The organism is Bartonella sp. CR84HXZ (genome assembly GCF_042194535.1).
Lineage (GTDB): Bacteria > Pseudomonadota > Alphaproteobacteria > Rhizobiales > Rhizobiaceae > Bartonella > Bartonella grahamii.
The window spans coordinates 25,641-44,335 of sequence record NZ_JBHIMY010000005.1 but is presented as its reverse complement, the minus strand read 5'-3'; the positions used below and the strand labels follow the sequence as shown (position 1 = coordinate 44,335).

Annotated in this window: 15 protein-coding genes, 1 tRNA gene and 1 pseudogene; 6 read left to right on the top strand and 11 right to left on the bottom strand. The window is 35.2% G+C overall.

All coding sequences use genetic code 11. From position 1 onward, the window contains the following. Nucleotides 1-49: 49 nt before the first annotated feature. Nucleotides 50-988, bottom strand: a pseudogene (locus ACFIKD_RS03525) (ArsR/SmtB family transcription factor). A gap of 671 nt (nt 989-1,659) precedes the next feature. Further along, nucleotides 1,660-3,309, bottom strand: a complete 1,650-nt coding sequence (ettA, locus tag ACFIKD_RS03520) for an energy-dependent translational throttle protein EttA (protein ID WP_375647228.1) — start codon at nt 3,307-3,309, stop codon at nt 1,660-1,662. 162 nt (nt 3,310-3,471) lie between these two features. On the opposite strand from ettA, the gene ACFIKD_RS03515 reads away from it, so the two are divergent. Then, nucleotides 3,472-4,008: a hypothetical protein gene (locus tag ACFIKD_RS03515; protein ID WP_375644793.1), complete on the top strand. Its 537-nt coding sequence runs from the start codon at nt 3,472-3,474 to the stop codon at nt 4,006-4,008. 46 nt (nt 4,009-4,054) lie between these two features. Then, a complete protein-coding gene (gene pncA, locus ACFIKD_RS03510) occupies nt 4,055-4,663 on the top strand; it encodes a bifunctional nicotinamidase/pyrazinamidase (RefSeq protein ID WP_375636149.1) in 609 nt (202 codons plus the stop codon). Between the two features lie 460 nt (nt 4,664-5,123). On the opposite strand, the gene ACFIKD_RS03505 is transcribed toward pncA, so the two are convergent. Next, on the bottom strand, nt 5,124-6,176 hold the full coding sequence (locus ACFIKD_RS03505; protein WP_375636148.1) for a DUF475 domain-containing protein: 1,053 nt from the start codon (nt 6,174-6,176) through the stop codon (nt 5,124-5,126). 361 nt (nt 6,177-6,537) lie between these two features. Between ACFIKD_RS03505 and ACFIKD_RS03500 the strand changes: the two genes are divergently transcribed. Both ACFIKD_RS03500 and ACFIKD_RS03495 read left to right on the top strand, forming a co-directional pair. Beyond that, on the top strand, nt 6,538-7,077 hold the full coding sequence (locus tag ACFIKD_RS03500) for a helix-turn-helix domain-containing protein (RefSeq protein WP_375644795.1): 540 nt from the start codon (nt 6,538-6,540) through the stop codon (nt 7,075-7,077). A gap of 392 nt (nt 7,078-7,469) precedes the next feature. After that, nucleotides 7,470-7,649 (top strand): DUF1508 domain-containing protein, encoded by a 180-nt coding sequence (locus tag ACFIKD_RS03495; protein WP_015856658.1) that lies wholly within the window; start codon nt 7,470-7,472, stop codon nt 7,647-7,649. A 507-nt stretch (nt 7,650-8,156) separates the two neighbouring features. On the opposite strand, the gene ACFIKD_RS03490 is transcribed toward ACFIKD_RS03495, so the two are convergent. From ACFIKD_RS03490 to ACFIKD_RS03480, 3 genes are all read right to left on the bottom strand, one after another. Next, a complete protein-coding gene (locus ACFIKD_RS03490; RefSeq protein WP_375647227.1) occupies nt 8,157-8,339 on the bottom strand; it encodes a hypothetical protein in 183 nt (60 codons plus the stop codon). 53 nt (nt 8,340-8,392) lie between these two features. Then, a complete protein-coding gene (locus ACFIKD_RS03485; protein ID WP_375636146.1) occupies nt 8,393-8,704 on the bottom strand; it encodes a hypothetical protein in 312 nt (103 codons plus the stop codon). Nucleotides 8,705-9,011: 307 nt separating this feature from the next. Beyond that, nucleotides 9,012-9,260, bottom strand: a complete 249-nt coding sequence (locus ACFIKD_RS03480) for a hypothetical protein (protein WP_026500332.1) — start codon at nt 9,258-9,260, stop codon at nt 9,012-9,014. A 758-nt stretch (nt 9,261-10,018) separates the two neighbouring features. Between ACFIKD_RS03480 and ACFIKD_RS03475 the strand changes: the two genes are divergently transcribed. Then, on the top strand, nt 10,019-10,333 hold the full coding sequence (locus tag ACFIKD_RS03475) for a helix-turn-helix domain-containing protein (protein ID WP_007347852.1): 315 nt from the start codon (nt 10,019-10,021) through the stop codon (nt 10,331-10,333). Here the strand turns inward: ACFIKD_RS03475 and ACFIKD_RS03470 are convergent. Next, the gene (locus ACFIKD_RS03470) at nt 10,257-10,439 is read right to left on the bottom strand and encodes a hypothetical protein (protein WP_015856659.1); all 183 of its coding nucleotides are present in this window, start codon (nt 10,437-10,439) and stop codon (nt 10,257-10,259) included. The two genes, ACFIKD_RS03475 and ACFIKD_RS03470, sit on opposite strands and share 77 nt — an antisense overlap. A gap of 1,704 nt (nt 10,440-12,143) precedes the next feature. Then, nucleotides 12,144-12,220: transfer RNA gene (locus tag ACFIKD_RS03465), tRNA-Ile, on the bottom strand. A gap of 172 nt (nt 12,221-12,392) precedes the next feature. On the opposite strand from ACFIKD_RS03465, the gene ACFIKD_RS03460 reads away from it, so the two are divergent. Further along, the gene (locus ACFIKD_RS03460; protein WP_015856660.1) at nt 12,393-13,136 is read left to right on the top strand and encodes an SIMPL domain-containing protein; all 744 of its coding nucleotides are present in this window, start codon (nt 12,393-12,395) and stop codon (nt 13,134-13,136) included. A 28-nt stretch (nt 13,137-13,164) separates the two neighbouring features. Here the strand turns inward: ACFIKD_RS03460 and ACFIKD_RS03455 are convergent, their stop codons facing one another. From ACFIKD_RS03455 to dnaG, 3 genes are all read right to left on the bottom strand, one after another. Continuing rightward, on the bottom strand, nt 13,165-13,626 hold the full coding sequence (locus tag ACFIKD_RS03455; RefSeq protein ID WP_375647226.1) for a YcgN family cysteine cluster protein: 462 nt from the start codon (nt 13,624-13,626) through the stop codon (nt 13,165-13,167). A 596-nt stretch (nt 13,627-14,222) separates the two neighbouring features. Then, the gene (gene rpoD / locus ACFIKD_RS03450) at nt 14,223-16,238 is read right to left on the bottom strand and encodes an RNA polymerase sigma factor RpoD (protein ID WP_273788086.1); all 2,016 of its coding nucleotides are present in this window, start codon (nt 16,236-16,238) and stop codon (nt 14,223-14,225) included. 390 nt (nt 16,239-16,628) lie between these two features. Continuing rightward, complete coding sequence (dnaG, locus tag ACFIKD_RS03445; RefSeq protein ID WP_375636144.1) at nt 16,629-18,566, bottom strand: DNA primase; 1,938 nt, start codon at nt 18,564-18,566, stop codon at nt 16,629-16,631. Nucleotides 18,567-18,695 lie beyond the last annotated feature (129 nt).

The window sequence follows — 18,695 nt, the reverse complement described above, 5'->3', positions numbered from 1 at the left end:
GCTATTCCTTAAGAAAAATCAGAGAATAAAGCAGGTCAACAAATGCGATTTATGCAAAATCGACTTGTTTATCTTTGATATCGTCAACTAATAAACGCGGATCACGAGCAAGCCAAAGCGTAACCATACCCTTCTCACTGTTTTCATTTTGTATAGGAGTAAGACAAACCGTTTGTTCTAGAACAAGTCCCGTATTTTTAAGCCATTGTTCTATTTGTAAAGCCGAAAATCCAAAACGTATATGTGCTTGATCAGAATATGAAGACTCAATTTCATGATAACCAAAATCCACAATCAATAAACGTCCATGAGGACGCAAAACACTTGATATCTCATGAAGAAACATTTCAGGATTTTCAAGAAAATGTAAAACCCAATGAAGAATAACTAAATCAAAAGTTGTATCTCCAACAGACAAGTGAAAAACATTGCTATCAAGCACAACTTCAACCGCATGCGTATAAAGATTAGAAAACAATTTTAAGACAGAGTCTCCACCTATTCCAATATTCAGCATCGTTTGAAATGGCTTATCGCCAATGATTTCAAGTAAAGCGTTTTCCACACCATGATCTGCCATATAGGATGACCGTAATACATCCCATTGCAACGTATTTTGTAAAAAATGCTTCTTCCTCGTTTTTTGACGCTGCTTTTTAACATCCTTCAAACGTTCTAAATCATGCGCTAACAACATATCATGCTTTGGCAAAGCCGAAAGAACACCCATCACAATGTCTTTACCCAAAAAATCATGACAAAGCTTAAAATAAAGGCTATCTCCCTTCTGATAACGCTCAATCAATCGTGCTTCTTACAACAAACGTAAATATCGTGATATACACGCTTGCGACTGATCAAGAATAAAAATAAAATCAGAAATTGTTAAATCTTCATGACGCAAGAGCGTAAGAACACGTAAATGGTTTATTTCTGCGACCGCTTTTAGCAGCACAATCATTGCATCTAAACTTGCACTTTTTTTCATAATTATCCCTTAAACATTCCTATAAACATTTGTTTACAGAAAAAAAAGTCAAGCATAAAACGCATATTCTCATCTATTTTGTTCTCTCTATTTTATTATACTATGAAAAAAATAGGCTACTGTAAAAAACGAACAGATTATCCCCCTGCTTCTCGTTATAATGATAATGCATTGATTTATAATAACAATTCATCATTTTCAACTTGAATAAAACATCGGAGTACCGTAAATTTTTCTCATTTCAAACCTATTCATGATAAATCAATCCAAATTATTCTCTTACAGCTCATAAACAGAGGAGACATATGGATAAAAATACCTTTTATGGTCATCTCAAAACAAGAACTGCACACTATTGAGAGAAAATAAATAACATGATGGTGCCAGCTTGCATTTTTATTAAGTAAAAATGATAATGCTCAATGACCAGAGCATTTGTAGAAATAGTGCTATACTCTTCATCCCCTCCTTTTCATTGCAATTTTACAAGCAATAGTCGGTTATATATCATGAGTAGAATAACCCTATCTAGGTCGTAATTTCATAAAGTATCTCTTACTATTTTCAATGAATAAAAACTTCCACAGAGTACATACACACTTTATTTATGAAATAACAAATGCAATAAAATACACCATTTTTTCAAAAACGTTGAGATAAGATAAAAAACTCTAGCGTGTAAGAGGTTTATAATTTGCATGCTTAGGATTAAGAGATTCCGCCCCAAGACGACGAACTTTATCAGCCTCATATTCAGCAAAATTACCTTCAAACCATTCTACATGACCATCACCTTCAAAGGCTAAAATATGTGTTGCCAATCGATCAAGAAACATACGGTCATGCGATATGATAACTGCACAACCAGCGAAATTTTCCAATGCATCTTCCAATGCACCCAATGTTTCAGTATCAAGATCATTTGTCGGTTCATCAAGAAGAAGCACATTCCCCCCCTCTTTTAGAAGTTTCGCCAAATGTACGCGATTGCGCTGCCCTCCTGATAAATTTGCCACCTTCTGCTGTTGATCTGCCCCCTTGAAATTAAAAGCCCCGCAATAAGCGCGACTATTCATCTCATATTTGCCTAATTTAATAATGTCATTTCCACCAGAAATTTCCTCCCAAACAGCTTTATTCCCCACCAAGGAATCGCGACTCTGATCCACATAACTCATGTGAACTGTTTCACCGATACGTATTTGACCTGAATCGGGCTGTTCCTGTCCCGTCAACATTTTAAACAAAGTCGACTTTCCCATACCATTGGCCCCAATAACGCCGACAATACCACCAGCAGGAAGTTTAAAAGAAAGAGAATCAATCAATACACGCTCACCATAAGCTTTAGAGAGATTATCAACTTCAATAACAACCTGTCCTAATCTTTCTCCAATAGGGATAATAATTTGCGCCTCTCCAGGACGACGCTCACGTGCTGCTTGAACCAACTCATCATAAGCCTTAATCCGAGCTTTTGACTTTGCTTGTCGCCCTTTTGGACTAGAAGCGATCCATTCTTGCTCACGTGATAAAGCACGTTGACGCGCTGCCTCTTCACGTCCTTCTTGAGCCAAACGCTTGGCTTTAGCCCCCAAATAAGCAGAATAGTTCCCCTCATAAGGAATACCTCTCCCGCGATCTAACTCTAAAATCCAACCCGTTACATTGTCGAGAAAATAACGATCATGGGTTATCAAAAGCACAGCCCCAGGATATTCACGTAGATGCCTTTCAAGCCAAGCCGTCGTTTCAGCATCTAAATGGTTTGTCGGTTCATCCAAAAGTAACAAATCAGGTTTTGACAAAAGCAATTTACAAAGTGCAACACGCCGCTTCTCACCACCCGAAAGTTTTGTTACATCCCCATCGGCTGGCGGACAACCAAGAGCAACCATAGCCATTTCCACTTGACTTTCTAAATCCCAAAGATTCTGACTATCAATAATGTCCTGAAGCCGTGCACTTTCATCAGCCGTTTCCTCGCTATAATTCATCATCAATTCGTTATAACGCTCAAGAATTTCTTGTTTATCTGCAACACCTTCCATCACATTGCCACGCACATCTTTGCTCGCATCAAGCAAAGGTTCTTGTGGTAGATAGCCACAGCGTGCTCCTTCAGAAATCCATGCTTCTCCCGTATATTCCTTATCTAGCCCAGCCATAATACGTAAAATAGTTGACTTCCCTGCACCATTCGGCCCTAAAATACCGATCTTCGCATCTGGATAAAAAGACAAATGAATATTTTCTAGAACTTTTTTATTGCCGTAAGACTTATTAAGCCCAGCCATATGATAGATAAATTGACGTGCCATAAATTTCTCTTTATATTGTGCGATATTAAAGATTAGGATTTTGAAAAAAACTGCTTTTGCTTTTTGAAACTGTACAGTAAATAGCACTTACATCGTATCAAAAGCTTTTCGCTTTATATTGGTATATTTTTTCTAATCTCACAAGCCCCAGTATGGTCCTGAATGCAAAAAAACATCCCCAAAAAAAGCAAAAAGCAAATCTTTTTAGCTGTACCTGAAACCTGTTATCAAACATTGCCTCTCTTTTCCATACCAGATATAACATTGTATTTTTATCGTATTAAACCAACTTATCAATGTAATATAGTACCAAAAAGAAAAGCAATTCTCTATGCACCTTCTTTTTTCGCTTTATGGGCTTTATATTACGCAGTAAAAAATCCTTCCCTTTTTTCATCGATTTTTTGCTACGGAAAACAATGGTCTTCCCCCCTTGCCTTGATATGGCTTAAATTACGTTTACAAAATGATCGCCGCCTTATGGGATCTGACGTCCCAAGCCCAATGATCATGAAAGCTTTGCATCAACACGTAGCAACAAATGACTACAGTGCACTTCCCATTGGTACGTGGTTACAATTCGTAAAAAACTATAAAACCAATTGTAAAAACTTATCCATCCCCCTCTTTTGGCTTGATAATTATAAAAATAATATCAATATTCAGCAAATCATTTCAAAACTTCAAGACGAAATATAGCTTTTTAAAAATACGATAAAAGATCATCTCATATAGGAATATATTTATGGAAAAAAAAGCCTTAATCGTCATTGATGTTCAAAATGACTTCTTACTAGGTGGAGCACTTGCCGTACCACAAGGTGATGCTATTTTACCCGCCATCAATAATCTCATAAATCATTTTGACCACGTTATCTTAACCCAAGACTGGCACCCAAAAAACCATTGCAGCTTTGCTTCCTGCTATCCTGAAAAAAAGCCCTATGATACCATCATTCTTGACTATGGTCCTCAAATACTCTGGCCTGATCATTGCATACGAGGAACACAAGGAGCAGAATTTCATCCATCTCTTAGAGTGGAAAAGGCACAACTTATCCTTAGAAAAGGCTATAATCAAAAAATGGATAGCTATTCTGCTTTTCTTGAAAATGATCAAAAAACACCAACAGGTTTACAAGTTTATCTCAAAGAACATGGTTTTACCAAGCTCATTATGTGTGGCTTAGCAACTGATTTTTGTGTCGGATTTTCTGCTCTTCACGCTATACAATGCGGTTTTAAAGTCAGTGTTTCATTAAATGCCTGTGCTGGTATTGATGTAAATGGATCACTAAACACTATGCTTAAAACTATGAACGAAGCTGGTATAGAGCTTTTAATGGTCTCTTAAAATATTCTTCTCTAATCTACTACTATAATATACTGATTTATAAAGGATAAATTATTTTTTATATATTTAAGTGAGAGTCTAGAATATCGTAAATTCTCTCATTTCAAACCTGTTTCAAAACCATTCTCCTACACGTTACAAAGAGAATCAATGTATGAATAAAAATCATTCAAAAAAACAGTAAAAACACTTCTTATGAACCATTAGATGCAAGAGCTTGTCATAATATTGAAAGCTAGTAAAAAGTATAGCATCAGCTTTCTGTCTTAAATTTAGGTCAAAAAGCACCTTAGAGATTGTACACTATTCCCTTCATGAGTAGTATCATGCAATGGACTCAACTTTAAAACAAAAACGCAAATAAGCAATAAAATAGAATAGTATTTTATTTTGCATAAAAGACCTCTTTCTATTCAAAGATATGCGATAAACAAAAGCGTAAGAAAATAAGAAATCTCCATTACTTAGACACAACATGTTTATCCACCTGACGATGCTTAAAACGAATCGAAGAATATAATGCCATTCCAATAATACAGACTCCCACAAGTCCTGTTAAGACTTCAGGAACCGATATAATCGTCTGCAGATACATAATCACTGCAAGAACTAAAATTGCATAAAAAGCACCATGTTCCAAATAACGATAATGCAATAATGTTCCTGATTCAACCAACATAATTGTCATAGAACGAACGTAAAATGCACCGATACCAAGACCTATCGCAATAATAAAAAGGTTGTGTGAAAAGGCAAAAGCACCAACCACACCATCGAAAGAAAAACTAGCATCAAGAACTTCTAAATAAAGAAACGCCCCTACTCCCCCGTGAGTTACTGTTGTTAAAGTCTTTTGAGGGGTATCCAAGAGATGACCGACAACTTCAACACCGATAAAGGTCAAAAGTCCATAAAGGGCTGCCAATAAAAAAGTTATTTTATCTTCTGTGTCAATCTGACCTGAAACAAATAAGATCAAAATCAAAACAATTGCAATATCAATCCCAACAAGCGCCCCAAACTTTTGAGCAGGTCTCTCTATAACATTAAGCCAATGTACCTCTTTTTCAGAATCAAAAAAATATTTTAAGCCAACCATCATAAGGAAAGTGCCTCCAAAAGCAGCAATCCCCATATGTGCATCGGTTAAAACTTCCGCATATCGGTGTGGTTCCCATATCGCTAATTTGACTGCCGCAATTGGATTAATCCCAACAGCAACGACAACCACCAATAATGGAAAAACAATTCGCATCCCAAATACAGCTATCAAAATGCCCCATATAAGAAAACGACGACGCCACAACGGATCCATTCTACTAAGAACACGAGCATTGATAATAGAATTATCAAAAGATAAAGAAATTTCCAAAACTCCTAAAACAAAGCAAATAAAAAAATATTTAAGAAAACCAATAATACTTTCCGTTTCAAACCAACCAATAACCCCTCCTAAAAAGACACCAATAATCGTGAAAAAAAAAGCAAACCCAAAATAGCGTAATAGGGCCATGATCATTCCTCAAAGTTTATTTTCTCATTCATCTAAAACACACCCAGTCCAAATTCAAAGTTTGCATCTCTTTAAAGTTGCATCTATTGATGCAGAAGTGTATAGAATATATATGGTAAAGTTACATGAAAATTCTCTCAAAAAAAGCAAGAGACAAATGTAGCAAACAGAGAATTTTGTTTTGAAATGAATATCAATTGTCAATACAACAAGCGAAAGATTTCTTTCTATCCACGAAAATAAAAAAATAAAAAGAAATTAAAGCTATAAATATTGACATTATATCATAGAATATTAATACATAGTGTGCTTTTATTATTTAATGATTTATACCATGATGATTTACTGAGGGAGATAATTCGTGGCACGTCCTGAAACTGAATCAAAAACCATATTTGGAAAACGTTTACGTTATGTACGTCTTGCTTTAGGCGATCCATCACGTGAAACCTTAGCTAAAAATTTTAGCATGACAAAAAATTCCATTGCTTTTTATGAGCGTGGAGAGAGAGAACCCAATCTTAGTGTCTTACAAACATACCGCACGTTATATGGCGTCAATATTAATTGGCTTTTAACTGGACAAGGAAAAATGTTTGACACCGAATATACAAAAGGTGATTTTGACTGGAATTATTTTATTAAAAAAATCGAAGGACTGGAAGAAACACTTGCCAATAGTGATCGTGATGAAAAACCGAATCAAGAAAAAATCGACAGTTCTTATGAAAAATTGCAGCAATATTTGTCAAGACAAGGTTTATCAAATGGACTTAACCCCAAGACTACAACCTCTCTGATCGATATGAAAGCTAAAATGGCCAATTCTTATACTCTTAGCTTATTCATTGATTTACTCATTCGAAGCGTATCCCAAAAAGAGGTTATAGCCAATCAATAAACGTCTGTTTCAAAAGAAAAAGCAAGAAATGATAAAACTCTACCAGTATGGAGAAGAGTATTTTTTACTTTATCCATGCTGGTGAAATTTTGTATAATTTATAAAATTTATTTCTGTACTGACAATAAAAATATTCGCATTTTAAATGAAAGTATAGTGTCTTTAAATTAAAAAAAATAATTTTATAGTATAAAATTCTCATTCATATCTTATTGACAAGAATTTTTTTCTTGTTAAAAGAATAATAGCTCTCATAGAAATTATTTTTTAAGGTCAGAAAATTTAAGGGGAATATATTGACGACTTCCTATAGAGACATACATTAGTGTTCACAGACGGATTAGTTAAATATTTATCCTGAAAATTATCAGCTATTTTATGAGGTGGGAAGCATGTATTTTGAGGTGTTTCAAGGAGTTCACAATCAATGGTACTGGCGTTTAATCTCAGGAGATGCACAAAAAATTGCTTTTTCTAGTAAAGGTTATCCAACAAAACAAGATATCCTAGTCAATATTGAACAAATCAAAGAAATTACACATAAGGCTCTTATTAGAGAACTACAGTCCTGACGTTCTTTACCATTAAAACAAACGTTTATTTTGTGTAATGGTATGGTGAGTTGCTTTTGTGACAAATAAAAAGTGATCGTTTTTCCCTCAGCGGGAGGAGGTTTTTGTATTATTTCTGATACTCACAAATAACAATCACATTCTTGCAGTTTATTATGTTTGTTTTCAATCATACTTAAGTCTCTATAGCATTTATCAAAAAGAAAGTCTCTTAAGTCTTGTATTTTTCATAAAAAATAAACACACATAAAGAAAAGATAATTTATCAATGAGAATATAATTACTTTACAAGATATTAATATCTTTTATGCTCATATTCCTCTTCTGCATTTGATAATCATAACTGACTTACCCATTTCATCTTCATAAAAAGCAAATATCTCTTTCTTTCTATTATCATGCAATTTTTTAGACATATTAGCTGAAACTATCGTAGCATTTATACCTTATATCTAAAAGGAACGTGCAAAATTGTTTCCAGCATACTGGATTGTATAGACGCGCTTTTTAATAACCAGCATACCTATAAACTGGTTTATCACCATAACTTCTTATTTTATAATCAAAGACGCTCTGTCTTATAAACTTAAATGTTTTCATAAAATCAGAGTAAACTTGAATATTCTCTTTCAATACAATCTCTCCATCAGCACCATAATTGGCTTCATTAAGGTTTATCTCTCTCGTCATTCCAATCTTCCTAACACGTTTCCAAGCCCTTTAATGCAAAATATGAATACATATCACTCTTTATCATCTTCAGATTTAAGCATTTTTTGATATTTCTTTTCATTTTTTTCATATTGTTTAATTTGTTTTTTCAGTTTTTCAATTGCTTGGTCTCGTCTTTTAATCACCATACTTTGCTCTCTAATAGCTCTATCTCGTTCTTCAGTCATCTTCATAGAATCTCTTAAAAACTCATGCTTTATTCTTCTAGATTCATCTTTTAAAACTTTCACTTGACTGCGATAATATAAAGAAAACCGAAATATAACCCCGCTGCACAACAAAACAACAACCATTGCTCCCAATAAAATTTCGTTTACACTCATTTGGATCTCCCTTAATTGTCGCTCAAGTGATCATCTTGACCAATTTGTTTCATCCTCAATCAAAAAAAGAATGCAATAAACCGCATGTTCCAAGTGTGAACAATCACTCTCGGCATTCTTATTTTCTCCATTAAAGTCATTGATAAATGACGCAAAAAAATCTCTGAAAGCAGCTAAATCTACACGCTTACACCAATTATTTGCGACACATTTATTGACACAAAAAACAAAAATAAAGAACGTCAAATAAAACTAACGACGCAACGCAATCGTACAAGCCTTGCCCAAATCGTTCCTATCTTCCTTTTTACGCCATGGGGAATGCGGCTATATATGAAAGTTTTTCATTATTACAAAAATCATCAGTGTCACAAAGCACAGCATTTCTGTAAAATTTTGCCTTCCCAAAAATCTTTACATCACCATAAATTAAAGCATCACTATAAACTCGAGCCTTTCTATAATCACGAGTATCACCATAAAATTCAATACATTGAGCATTCAAAACTTGATCAAAAAAGACCGCATTAGCGTAAACATATGCATCTCCACTCATATTCGAATAACTATAAAGTTCTTATCTTTCATAAACATGCAAACTCTTACGAACGACTACACAACCATATGTTAATGCATTGTTATAAATAACAATATCATTGTAAATACAGACTTCATTATAAACTGCAGCTGCCTTAAAGCACACTCATCCCCGTAAGGGCATTGATCGAATGTATACACCCTACCAAACAACCACCTATGTGACTCAGATTACCTTCCTGTTTAATAAAATATCCAAGATCACTTTTTTGATATTTTCCAAATTTTTTAACGCATATATACGATATACCATCTGATAGTGATCTAATTTATTACAATAAAGGAGAAATCAGTATTCTTTGCCTATGAATTTACATTTTTTCTACAGCCATTATCCTATCTCTTAAGGCTCTAAAGCTTCGTTATACTCACACACCGTCTCAACACAGAATTTTTTTACAAATTCTGATGTTGGGGTATATCTTGATTTATAATGCTGCTACGTATACTATCACAGTGAAATCTCATAAACATACGAGTGTGTATCGCCATTTCTGGTATACACGTTTATTTTTTCACAACCGTGGAACTAAGCAACCATTTTTTATTGATTCGAATCTGAAAGTGTATGGGGACATTTTGTTATTAGTTAAAAACAACTCTATATGCTTCATTAGCGAAGAGCTACACATGGATATTTTCACGCTCCTTGTATCATATATTCTGGATTCGCAACGCAATATTAACGCTATAGCGTAAATATGTAAAGGTCTAAAAATGACAAAGACTGAAAAAGATTGGTTCCAACGCTTAGTTGAATTGATTAAAAGTGACGGACGAACAATGATTGAAATAAGCAGAGCTGCAGGCTGTGGACAAAATTACGTCCAACAAATGATAAATGGAGGAAAGAGGCCTTCAGTAGATAAACTCATGGCTATTTTGAACACACTGGGAAATGCTAGTGCCATATATGTAATAACTGGTTTCAACATCTCCGATGAAGACTTAAAACTCATAACTTTGATTTCGTCTGGAGATAAAAAGAAGATTGAAGCCTTAAATGTTCTGTTGAATGAGCAGAATCTGTAGAATTTTCTACTCTATCCAATATCGCTTGCTTTTGAGACGTCGATAAAGACTCCCATTTTACAATAATATCAGATAAAGTTGTTTCAAATTTTTTATCATTCTTCATAGTCATACTCCATGTAGTCAAACTATATAACGCTAAAGCGTTTAAATATATCTCATACCTTAGAAAAAAATATTTGCAATAGGCAGTATGGAAGCAATTGTGTACAAACTTATTTTACAAAATCAGATGAAGTTCTATTAGTCATGTACCATGGTGAAACAGAAAGCATCACACGATCCAGATCTTCTTATGAAAATTGGTATAATCTATCAAAAATGCGAATAATGTTACGCATATCTTGTGATTCGGACCAGTAACAAACTAATGTGAAAATATCCCTGAAGACACTCCTGAACTCTATATAAGAGAACACGAAAAAGCTTTTTTGAAAAAAAATATATCACAATTTTATTCTACATAGCACCGTCTATGTTTTTTTAACAATATTGCAAAGCAAGAATATAACAATGTTATAGGAATAAATTCTTATAAACAGAGCCACACTACCTAAAACTCTGTAACACGTTTATAGGTAACCTCCCCTCTAAACGCACCTTGTAAATACTAATATAAGTCTCTATCATAAGCAAAAATGATACTATTAAAAAATAAAACGAATCACCACGCATAATCCTTGTACGTAAATTGTATTGCAGATTTACAACAAGAGAGAAATTCCCTTATGTAAATGAAGAATTATATTTTCAAAGTATGATTTTGAAGAAAAGTATACTTTTCCAAAAAAAATTACCCTCTCTGCCAATAATTTTTCATAAGAGAGAAAACTCACAACAAAGATAAAACTCTCTACACAATCAATACGAGAAAAATGTTAGCAATACCCAAAAGTGCTAGGTTGACCTAAATATTGCCAATCCCCTATGAGAGTAAAATCAAAAAAGACTTCTGCTCTTCAATAATAATTTGGCTTACATGAAAACTCTATAATTTGAGCATTAAGCGAAAAATACACAAAAACAGAAAATGGCATTTTAACGAATTTTCCAATATCATAGAAAACATTTTTTACAGAATAAATAAAATGCTTATTACAATAAAATCTGGATGATGCAAAGCGATAGAAAAAACCACTCAATTGACTTTTCAAAGAACAATTGATGAGATTCTTTTCAGAGAACACGCCAACGTCACTATGAACAATATTTCTCAAAAATCAAATAGAACTCCTCTCTTGGGAAAAAGAAAATATCAACAAATGTTATTATCGTTGACCCCATGATACATATGAGCACCTATGGATTACATCCTCTTATATACAACCTTTCATCACGATAATGCTATTCGAACGTCTAAAAGACATTAACATCACTCAGAAAAAAGCAAATTTACACTAAATGTTTTTTGAGCCATTTGTTCTAAACAGATACAATCTTTAAAATTGGTTTTATTGGGATCTGTTTATTTATAGAACAAGCATAAATAAACTTATCCAATGAAGCTTTTAGTCTTCTATTTTATGAAGAACATCATACAGAAAAAATACAAAACAGTATATGAATTAAGAAAGTAAATAGCGCCACATATCAGTTAATCCAAATGCTACAATGTTTCAAATGAGAGCACTTCTTTAATGAGACTAAAAAACATACTATCACTTTATATTAAAGCGACTGATAGAAAAAAACAGCAACAAACAATGACAAAGGATTTTAGAACAAACAGAAAAATAAATAAAAAACGAAAAAGGTAGAATCCCAAAATTTTTATATAAGCTACCCATTTTTCTATTGGCCATTTCCCTATTGGTGGGCCCGGAGGGACTCGAACCCCCAACCAAGCGGTTATGAGCCGCTGGCTCTAACCAATTGAGCTACAGGCCCCATATATAGGTTGTTTCTCTCTAAACTAAAATGCCCTATGATACAAGAGCTGACGAAGATTATAACCCATCTTTTTCTCTTTTCTATTGGTTTTTTTTTCAGTGCCCTAATTTCTTTACAAGAACTCTTAAAAATGAGAGAATAGTTAACTGACAAATATAAAGGTATAGATATGATAGAAAAGAAAATTCAACCACTGAAGGGTTCTCTGGTTAAAGCAGTTATATTAGCATTTACACTCTTAGCCACATCGTTGACTGTACGTGCTTATGCTGAAGAAAATAAAATGAAAAATGCAACTATTACAGTGACTGCAATCGGAGAAAGTCAAGCTGCACCGGATATGGCAATTATTAATCTAGCCGTTGTCACCTATGACAAAACTGCCCAAAAGGCATTAGCTTCCAATAATCAATCCATCAATGATATTATAAAAGCTTTTAAAAACGATGGCATCCAAGCAAATGATTTGCAAACATCAGGTTTATCCATTTATCAGTCGACTTCTGATAAACACCACGAAAAAAAGAATAATGAAAAACTCTATCATGTTTCAAATTCTTTAACCGTGCGCATTCGTGATCTTAATAATGCTGGTAAAATCTTTGATCAAGCGATGACTCTAGGTGTTAATTCAGTTAACGGCATTACTTTTACCAACGCAGATACAAAGCCGTTTTATCAAGAAGCACGTAAAAAAGCCATTACTGAAGCCATTGAAAAAGCGCAAACGATAGCGCAAGCAGCCGATTTAAAATTAGGAAAAATTATTGAAATCAATGAAAGGGATGATTACTACCACCCAACACCACGTCTCATGAGTAGAGCAGCAGATGCAAGCTACGAAAATACAAATTTTGCAGGTGGTGAATTAACTTATAATGTGAGCGTCACTGTCGTCTTTGCGATCGATTAAGTCGCCAACTGTTGTATAAAAAATCATATTACTGGCCTTTACATAGAAGACCAGTAATGTGATGAAGATAATCTTCCTCAGATAATAATTCGTCTTCGTAAACCTCTATCTGTCCGCGTGCAGAAATATGCGCTGTATGTACCGTCTGGCAATCTCCTGATACCAATGGATGCCACCAATGAAGATCTTTTCCCTCATAAATTAATCTATAAGCACAACTTTCTGGAAGCCAACGCGCTGTTTTAACTGTCGTAATGTCTAGCGATATACAATCTGGTACAATTGATTTACGATGAGCATAATCTCGACACCTACAAGTTTTCCCATCCAAAAGACGACAAGCAATACTGGTTGCATAAAGGTCACCCGTATCATCGTCCTCAACTTTATGGAGACAACAACGACCACAGCCATCACAAAGGCTCTCCCACTCAGAAATGGAAATCTCTTCTAATTTTTTTACTTTCCAAAAGGGAAGCTCTCCACTCATAAACTCAGACACACCTTTTTTAATTAAGACGATCTATAAAAAATGAAACGTTTAATTTCTATAATTTCATCTATTTCTGTCTCTTAAAAAGATTCAACTCAATGTATGCTTTAAACCGTTTTCTTAAAATCTATCTGAATAAAAAGAGAATATTCAAAAAATAGCGCATATAAATGAACATAATCTATTGAAACATTCCTTTATAAACTGACGAAGAATAAAATGCGTCACCTAAAATGATAAAAAAATTCCGCAACGAATACACATTTCTCATCAAAAAGTCCGTATGTTGCAATATAAGTTTATTCTTAATAGATCCTATTTCTTAAGAAACGAGCCGCTACACGCAAGATAATGTTTTTCGTTCATTTTTTCAAATGACTACCACACCAGTATTTACCCTACATCTGTTATTTTCAGAAAGAGAAATACAAAATTCAAAAGCTAAAAAAAAACATTAAACATCGTAAACTTTCTAGATTATTCAAATTCTTCCCATATTTTTCTCAAAAAAAGCATCCAAGTACAATGTGACACACCTCCCCCTTCATTAAGAAGAAAGAAGGATTTATTAAAACGCACAAGAATTTCTTTATTTAAGAATCGAGAAAACTGCGCAATTTTCGTGAACGGCTAGGATGTTTTAATTTACGAAGTGCCTTTGCTTCAATCTGACGAATACGCTCTCTTGTAACTGAAAATTGTTGTCCTACTTCTTCCAACGTGTGATCTGTATTCATCCCTATTCCAAAACGCATCCGCAAAACACGTTCTTCCCGCGGTGTTAATGAAGCAAGAACGCGTGTTGTCGTATCTCGCAGATTAGCTTGGATAGCTGCATCAATTGGTAATAACGCATTCCTATCCTCAATAAAATCACCTAAATGGGAATCATCTTCATCACCAACAGGCGTTTCGAGTGAAATGGGTTCTTTTGCAATTTTAAGAACTTTTCGTACTTTTTCCAACGGCATAGAAAGCTTGCTAGATAATTCTTCTGGTGTTGGTTCTCGTCCAATTTCATGGAGAATCTGACGCGATGTACGAACGATTTTATTAATTGTTTCAATCATATGAACAGGGATACGAATAGTACGCGCCTGATCAGCAATTGAACGTGTAATAGCCTGACGAATCCACCATGTTGCATAAGTTGAAAACTTGTAGCCGCGCCGATATTCAAACTTATCCACAGCCTTCATCAAACCGATATTACCCTCTTGAATAAGATCAAGAAACTGCAAACCACGATTAGTATATTTTTTTGCAATTGAAATGACAAGACGCAAATTAGATTCTACCATCTCTTTTTTCGCAATTGTTGATTCGCGTTCACCTTTCTGCACCTGCATAACAATCCGACGAAATTCACCAATCGAAATAGCCGTTTCTTGCGCAAGATTTTGTATCTCACTTCGCAGTTTTTGGATTTCTTTTGCTTCACGCATCGAAAATTCTTTCCAACCAGGTGTAGGCAAAGCAGCAATATAATTCATCCAATCTGCGTCCAATTCACGCCCTTGGTATTCTTTTAAAAAATCCTCGTGGCCAATGCCATAGCTGTTGGCAATCCGTTTCAGCTTACCTTCATTATGAATCAATCTCTTATTGATGTCATAAAGCTGTTCAACCAAAGCTTCGATACGATTTTGGTTTAAAGAAAGAGATTTTACTGCTTGAATCAACTCACCCTTTAATTGAATATATTTTTTCTTCTGAGAAGATGTAAGGGCCCCCTCTTTACGCTCTGCCAAACTGCTTTCAACATGCTGATCTTGTAATTTTCGTAATTTCACATAGGTTTGAGCAATAAAATCCAATGTTTCCATAACTTGAGGACAAAGTTCATTTTCCATTGCAGCAAGCGATAAGTTAACATCGTCATCGTCTTCTTCATCGTCGTCTTCAATGTTTCTCTCTCCTGCGCTCTCCCCCATATTACGTATACCAGAAGACATTTTTTCTTCTTCTGTCTTATTCACTTCACTTCGCTCAATAACAGGAGCCTGCTTTGCTTCTGGACCAGCATAAGTCGTTTCAAGATCAATAATTTCACGAAGAAGAATACGCTGTTCTTTTAACTCGTCACGCCATATAATAAGAGCCTGAAAAGTTAAAGGACTCTCACAAAGTCCCGCAATCATTGTCTCACGCCCTGCTTCAATACGCTTAGCAATGGCAATTTCACCTTCCCGTGAAAGAAGCTCAACAGCTCCCATTTCACGCAAATACATACGCACCGGATCATCCGTACGATCTGTTACTTCGCGTTTATTCGTTGTCGTTGCAATTGCGTGGCTAGAGGCTTCTACTAAATCACCACCCTCTACTGTAACTTCTTCTTCATAATTTTCAGACTCAACTTCATCCTCATCATCCACAACATTAACCCCCATCTCAGAGAACATCGCCAAGATATCTTCAATTTGTTCGGATGTAACCTCATCAGAAGGAAGAACAGCATTGAGTTCATCCATTGTTACATAACCATTTTTTTTGGCAAGCTTAATCATTTTCTTGATGGCATCATCAGAAAAATCAAGAAGAGGACCATCCAAACTCGCTTGGCTTGTTACTTCTGCATTATCTTTCTGTTTAACCTTTGTTGCCATACCATAACTCCACTCGACCACTTCACAGTTTCCATGTAACCATAGTTTCCATGTGACCAGTTTTTTTTGCTCTCACTAAAATCTACCAATAATTTCTCATATATACTTCCTTTTAAGAGATTACTATTGGAAAGAATACATTTTGTATACGCCTTAACATCCAGACGAACTTGACATCCAGACAAAAACGCGGGAAAACTCCAGAAGTTTCCCCGACACCTCTCAGCCCTTCTGAGATAATCTCTGTACCCTATCGTAAGAACCAATTTCCCGCTTTTCCTAAAATTTACCCGCTTTTCCTAAAATTTAATTGCCATCTTTATGAAAATGTCACTCCCATAAACTTCCTCGTCTAAAATTTAAGTGACTGATTCGCATTAAAAAAGCGAATCATTTTATCGTATCTTGTGTATTCCCGTCTATTTTTTCATCCAACCAACTTCCAAACCCTTCAATTAACGCTTCTGTTGCCTGCATCTGCTCCAGCTCATTTTTTACCTCACGAAGCAGATCAAAAACCTCACTCCTAGGATTTTCTACAAGTTGCTCTTTAATATCCTGTAATCTCTTATGTAGGTGGTGTTCTTGAAGATGCAAGTAGACAGCTTGTTTTAATATCGCACGTGCATCCTCTATAGAAGCTCTACCAAAGATAATACGCATACCAATATTTTGCACAAGATGTTTCATACGCTCTAACAGAGCCTTTTGCCCTCTTTTTTCTAAGAGCGCAACCATCGTCTCCTCATCATGAAGCTGTTGATTCCCAAGAATTTCCAACATAGCTTGATGAAAGCACATCAATTGAGTATTTTTTAATTCTAACTCAGAAAGAATTTCAAAATTTTCATACCACAACTCAGGATAGTAAGCTAAAGTGAGTAAAATCACTGCTTCTCGCAAAGGAATAGATTGCGAAGAATTTCGTACTATTTCAGAATTTGCTAACAGAGAAAAGGATTGATCTTTAAAGATCCTATTTGATGAAGATTGATCATATCGCCCTTCTCCCTTTTTTTTCGAAAAAGAGGGACGAAAAAAATCAAAAAGGCGTTTTTTTACATCTTGCAAATAATAACGACGGACATCTTCATCCTTAATCGTAAAAATTTGTTGTTTTAGTTGTTTTTCTAGCGCTGCTCGTGTCTCTGGAGTTTCAAAATGCTTTCCATAGGTAGCTCGCCACCATAAAAGCTCACTCAAAGGAATTGCTTTTTGCAAAAAAGAAGAAAAAAGTTGTGCTCCACCAGCACAAACAATTTCATCAGGATCTTTTCCTTGTGGCAACAAAACAAAGCGTACACAAACCCCAGCCTTTAAAAGAGGCAACACACGATCAGCAACACGAAAAGCAGCGTTTAAACCAGCATCATCACCATCAAAACACAAAATGGGCTCCTTCCCCATCTGCCATAAAAGCTCAATTTGCGCTTCCGTTAATGCTGTCCCCAAGGGCGCTACAACTCCTTCAAAACCAGCTTTAGTCAATGCAATGACATCCATATACCCCTCAACAACAAGGAGTGAATGATTTTTTTCATCGCCAACAAAGCGACTGTTTTTGCGAGCTGCTACCGCGTTATAAAGTATATTTCCTTTATGAAACAGCACTGTTTCAGGGCTATTGAGATATTTTGCTCGTGTCTCTTTCTCTAATGCACGCCCTCCGAAAGCCACCACACGTCCGCGCAAATCTTCGATAGGAAACATAATGCGATTTCTAAATCGGTCATAAGAATCCGCACTCCCCTCACGCACTGTGAGAAGTCCACATTCTTCCATTTGCTTTATTGAAATGCCCCGTGCACTCAAAGCTTCTTTCAAAGCTGTACGCCTTACCGGTGCAAAACCAATGCGGAAACGCTCTACGAGCTCTGGTGTCACACCACGTGCATCCAAATAACGACGTGCTTGCACACCTCCTTTATCGCGTAAATTATATTGAAAAAAATCTGTAGCAATTTTCATTACATCATAAAGCTCAGCTTTTTCCAGTTGACGTTTATGACTTTGTGAATCCAAAATAGGGAGTTTCATTCCCGCAAAATCAGCCAAACGCTCTACACTTTCTGAAAAGTGCAATCCATCAAGCTCACACAAAAAGGTAAAAATATCTCCACTTACACCACAACCAAAACAATAATAGCGCCCTTTATGATCATCACAATGAAAACTTGGCGTTTTTTCACCATGAAATGGACAACAACACCAAAAGTCTCCCCGTGAAGGCTTACTTTTTCGAGGATCAAAATCCACCCGTTGACCAATCACTGTTGAAATTGGGAGTCTAGTACGCAGTTCATTAAGGAAATCGGGCGGGAAACGCATTATCTCTCACAGAGTTTGAAAATTCTTTTTTGCATATTTAACGACTTTAGAGCATAATTCCAATACTTCCTCTTAAGTAGTTGTAAAATTTTAAACTCTTAACTGCATATAACTTTAGAAATGGAGAGT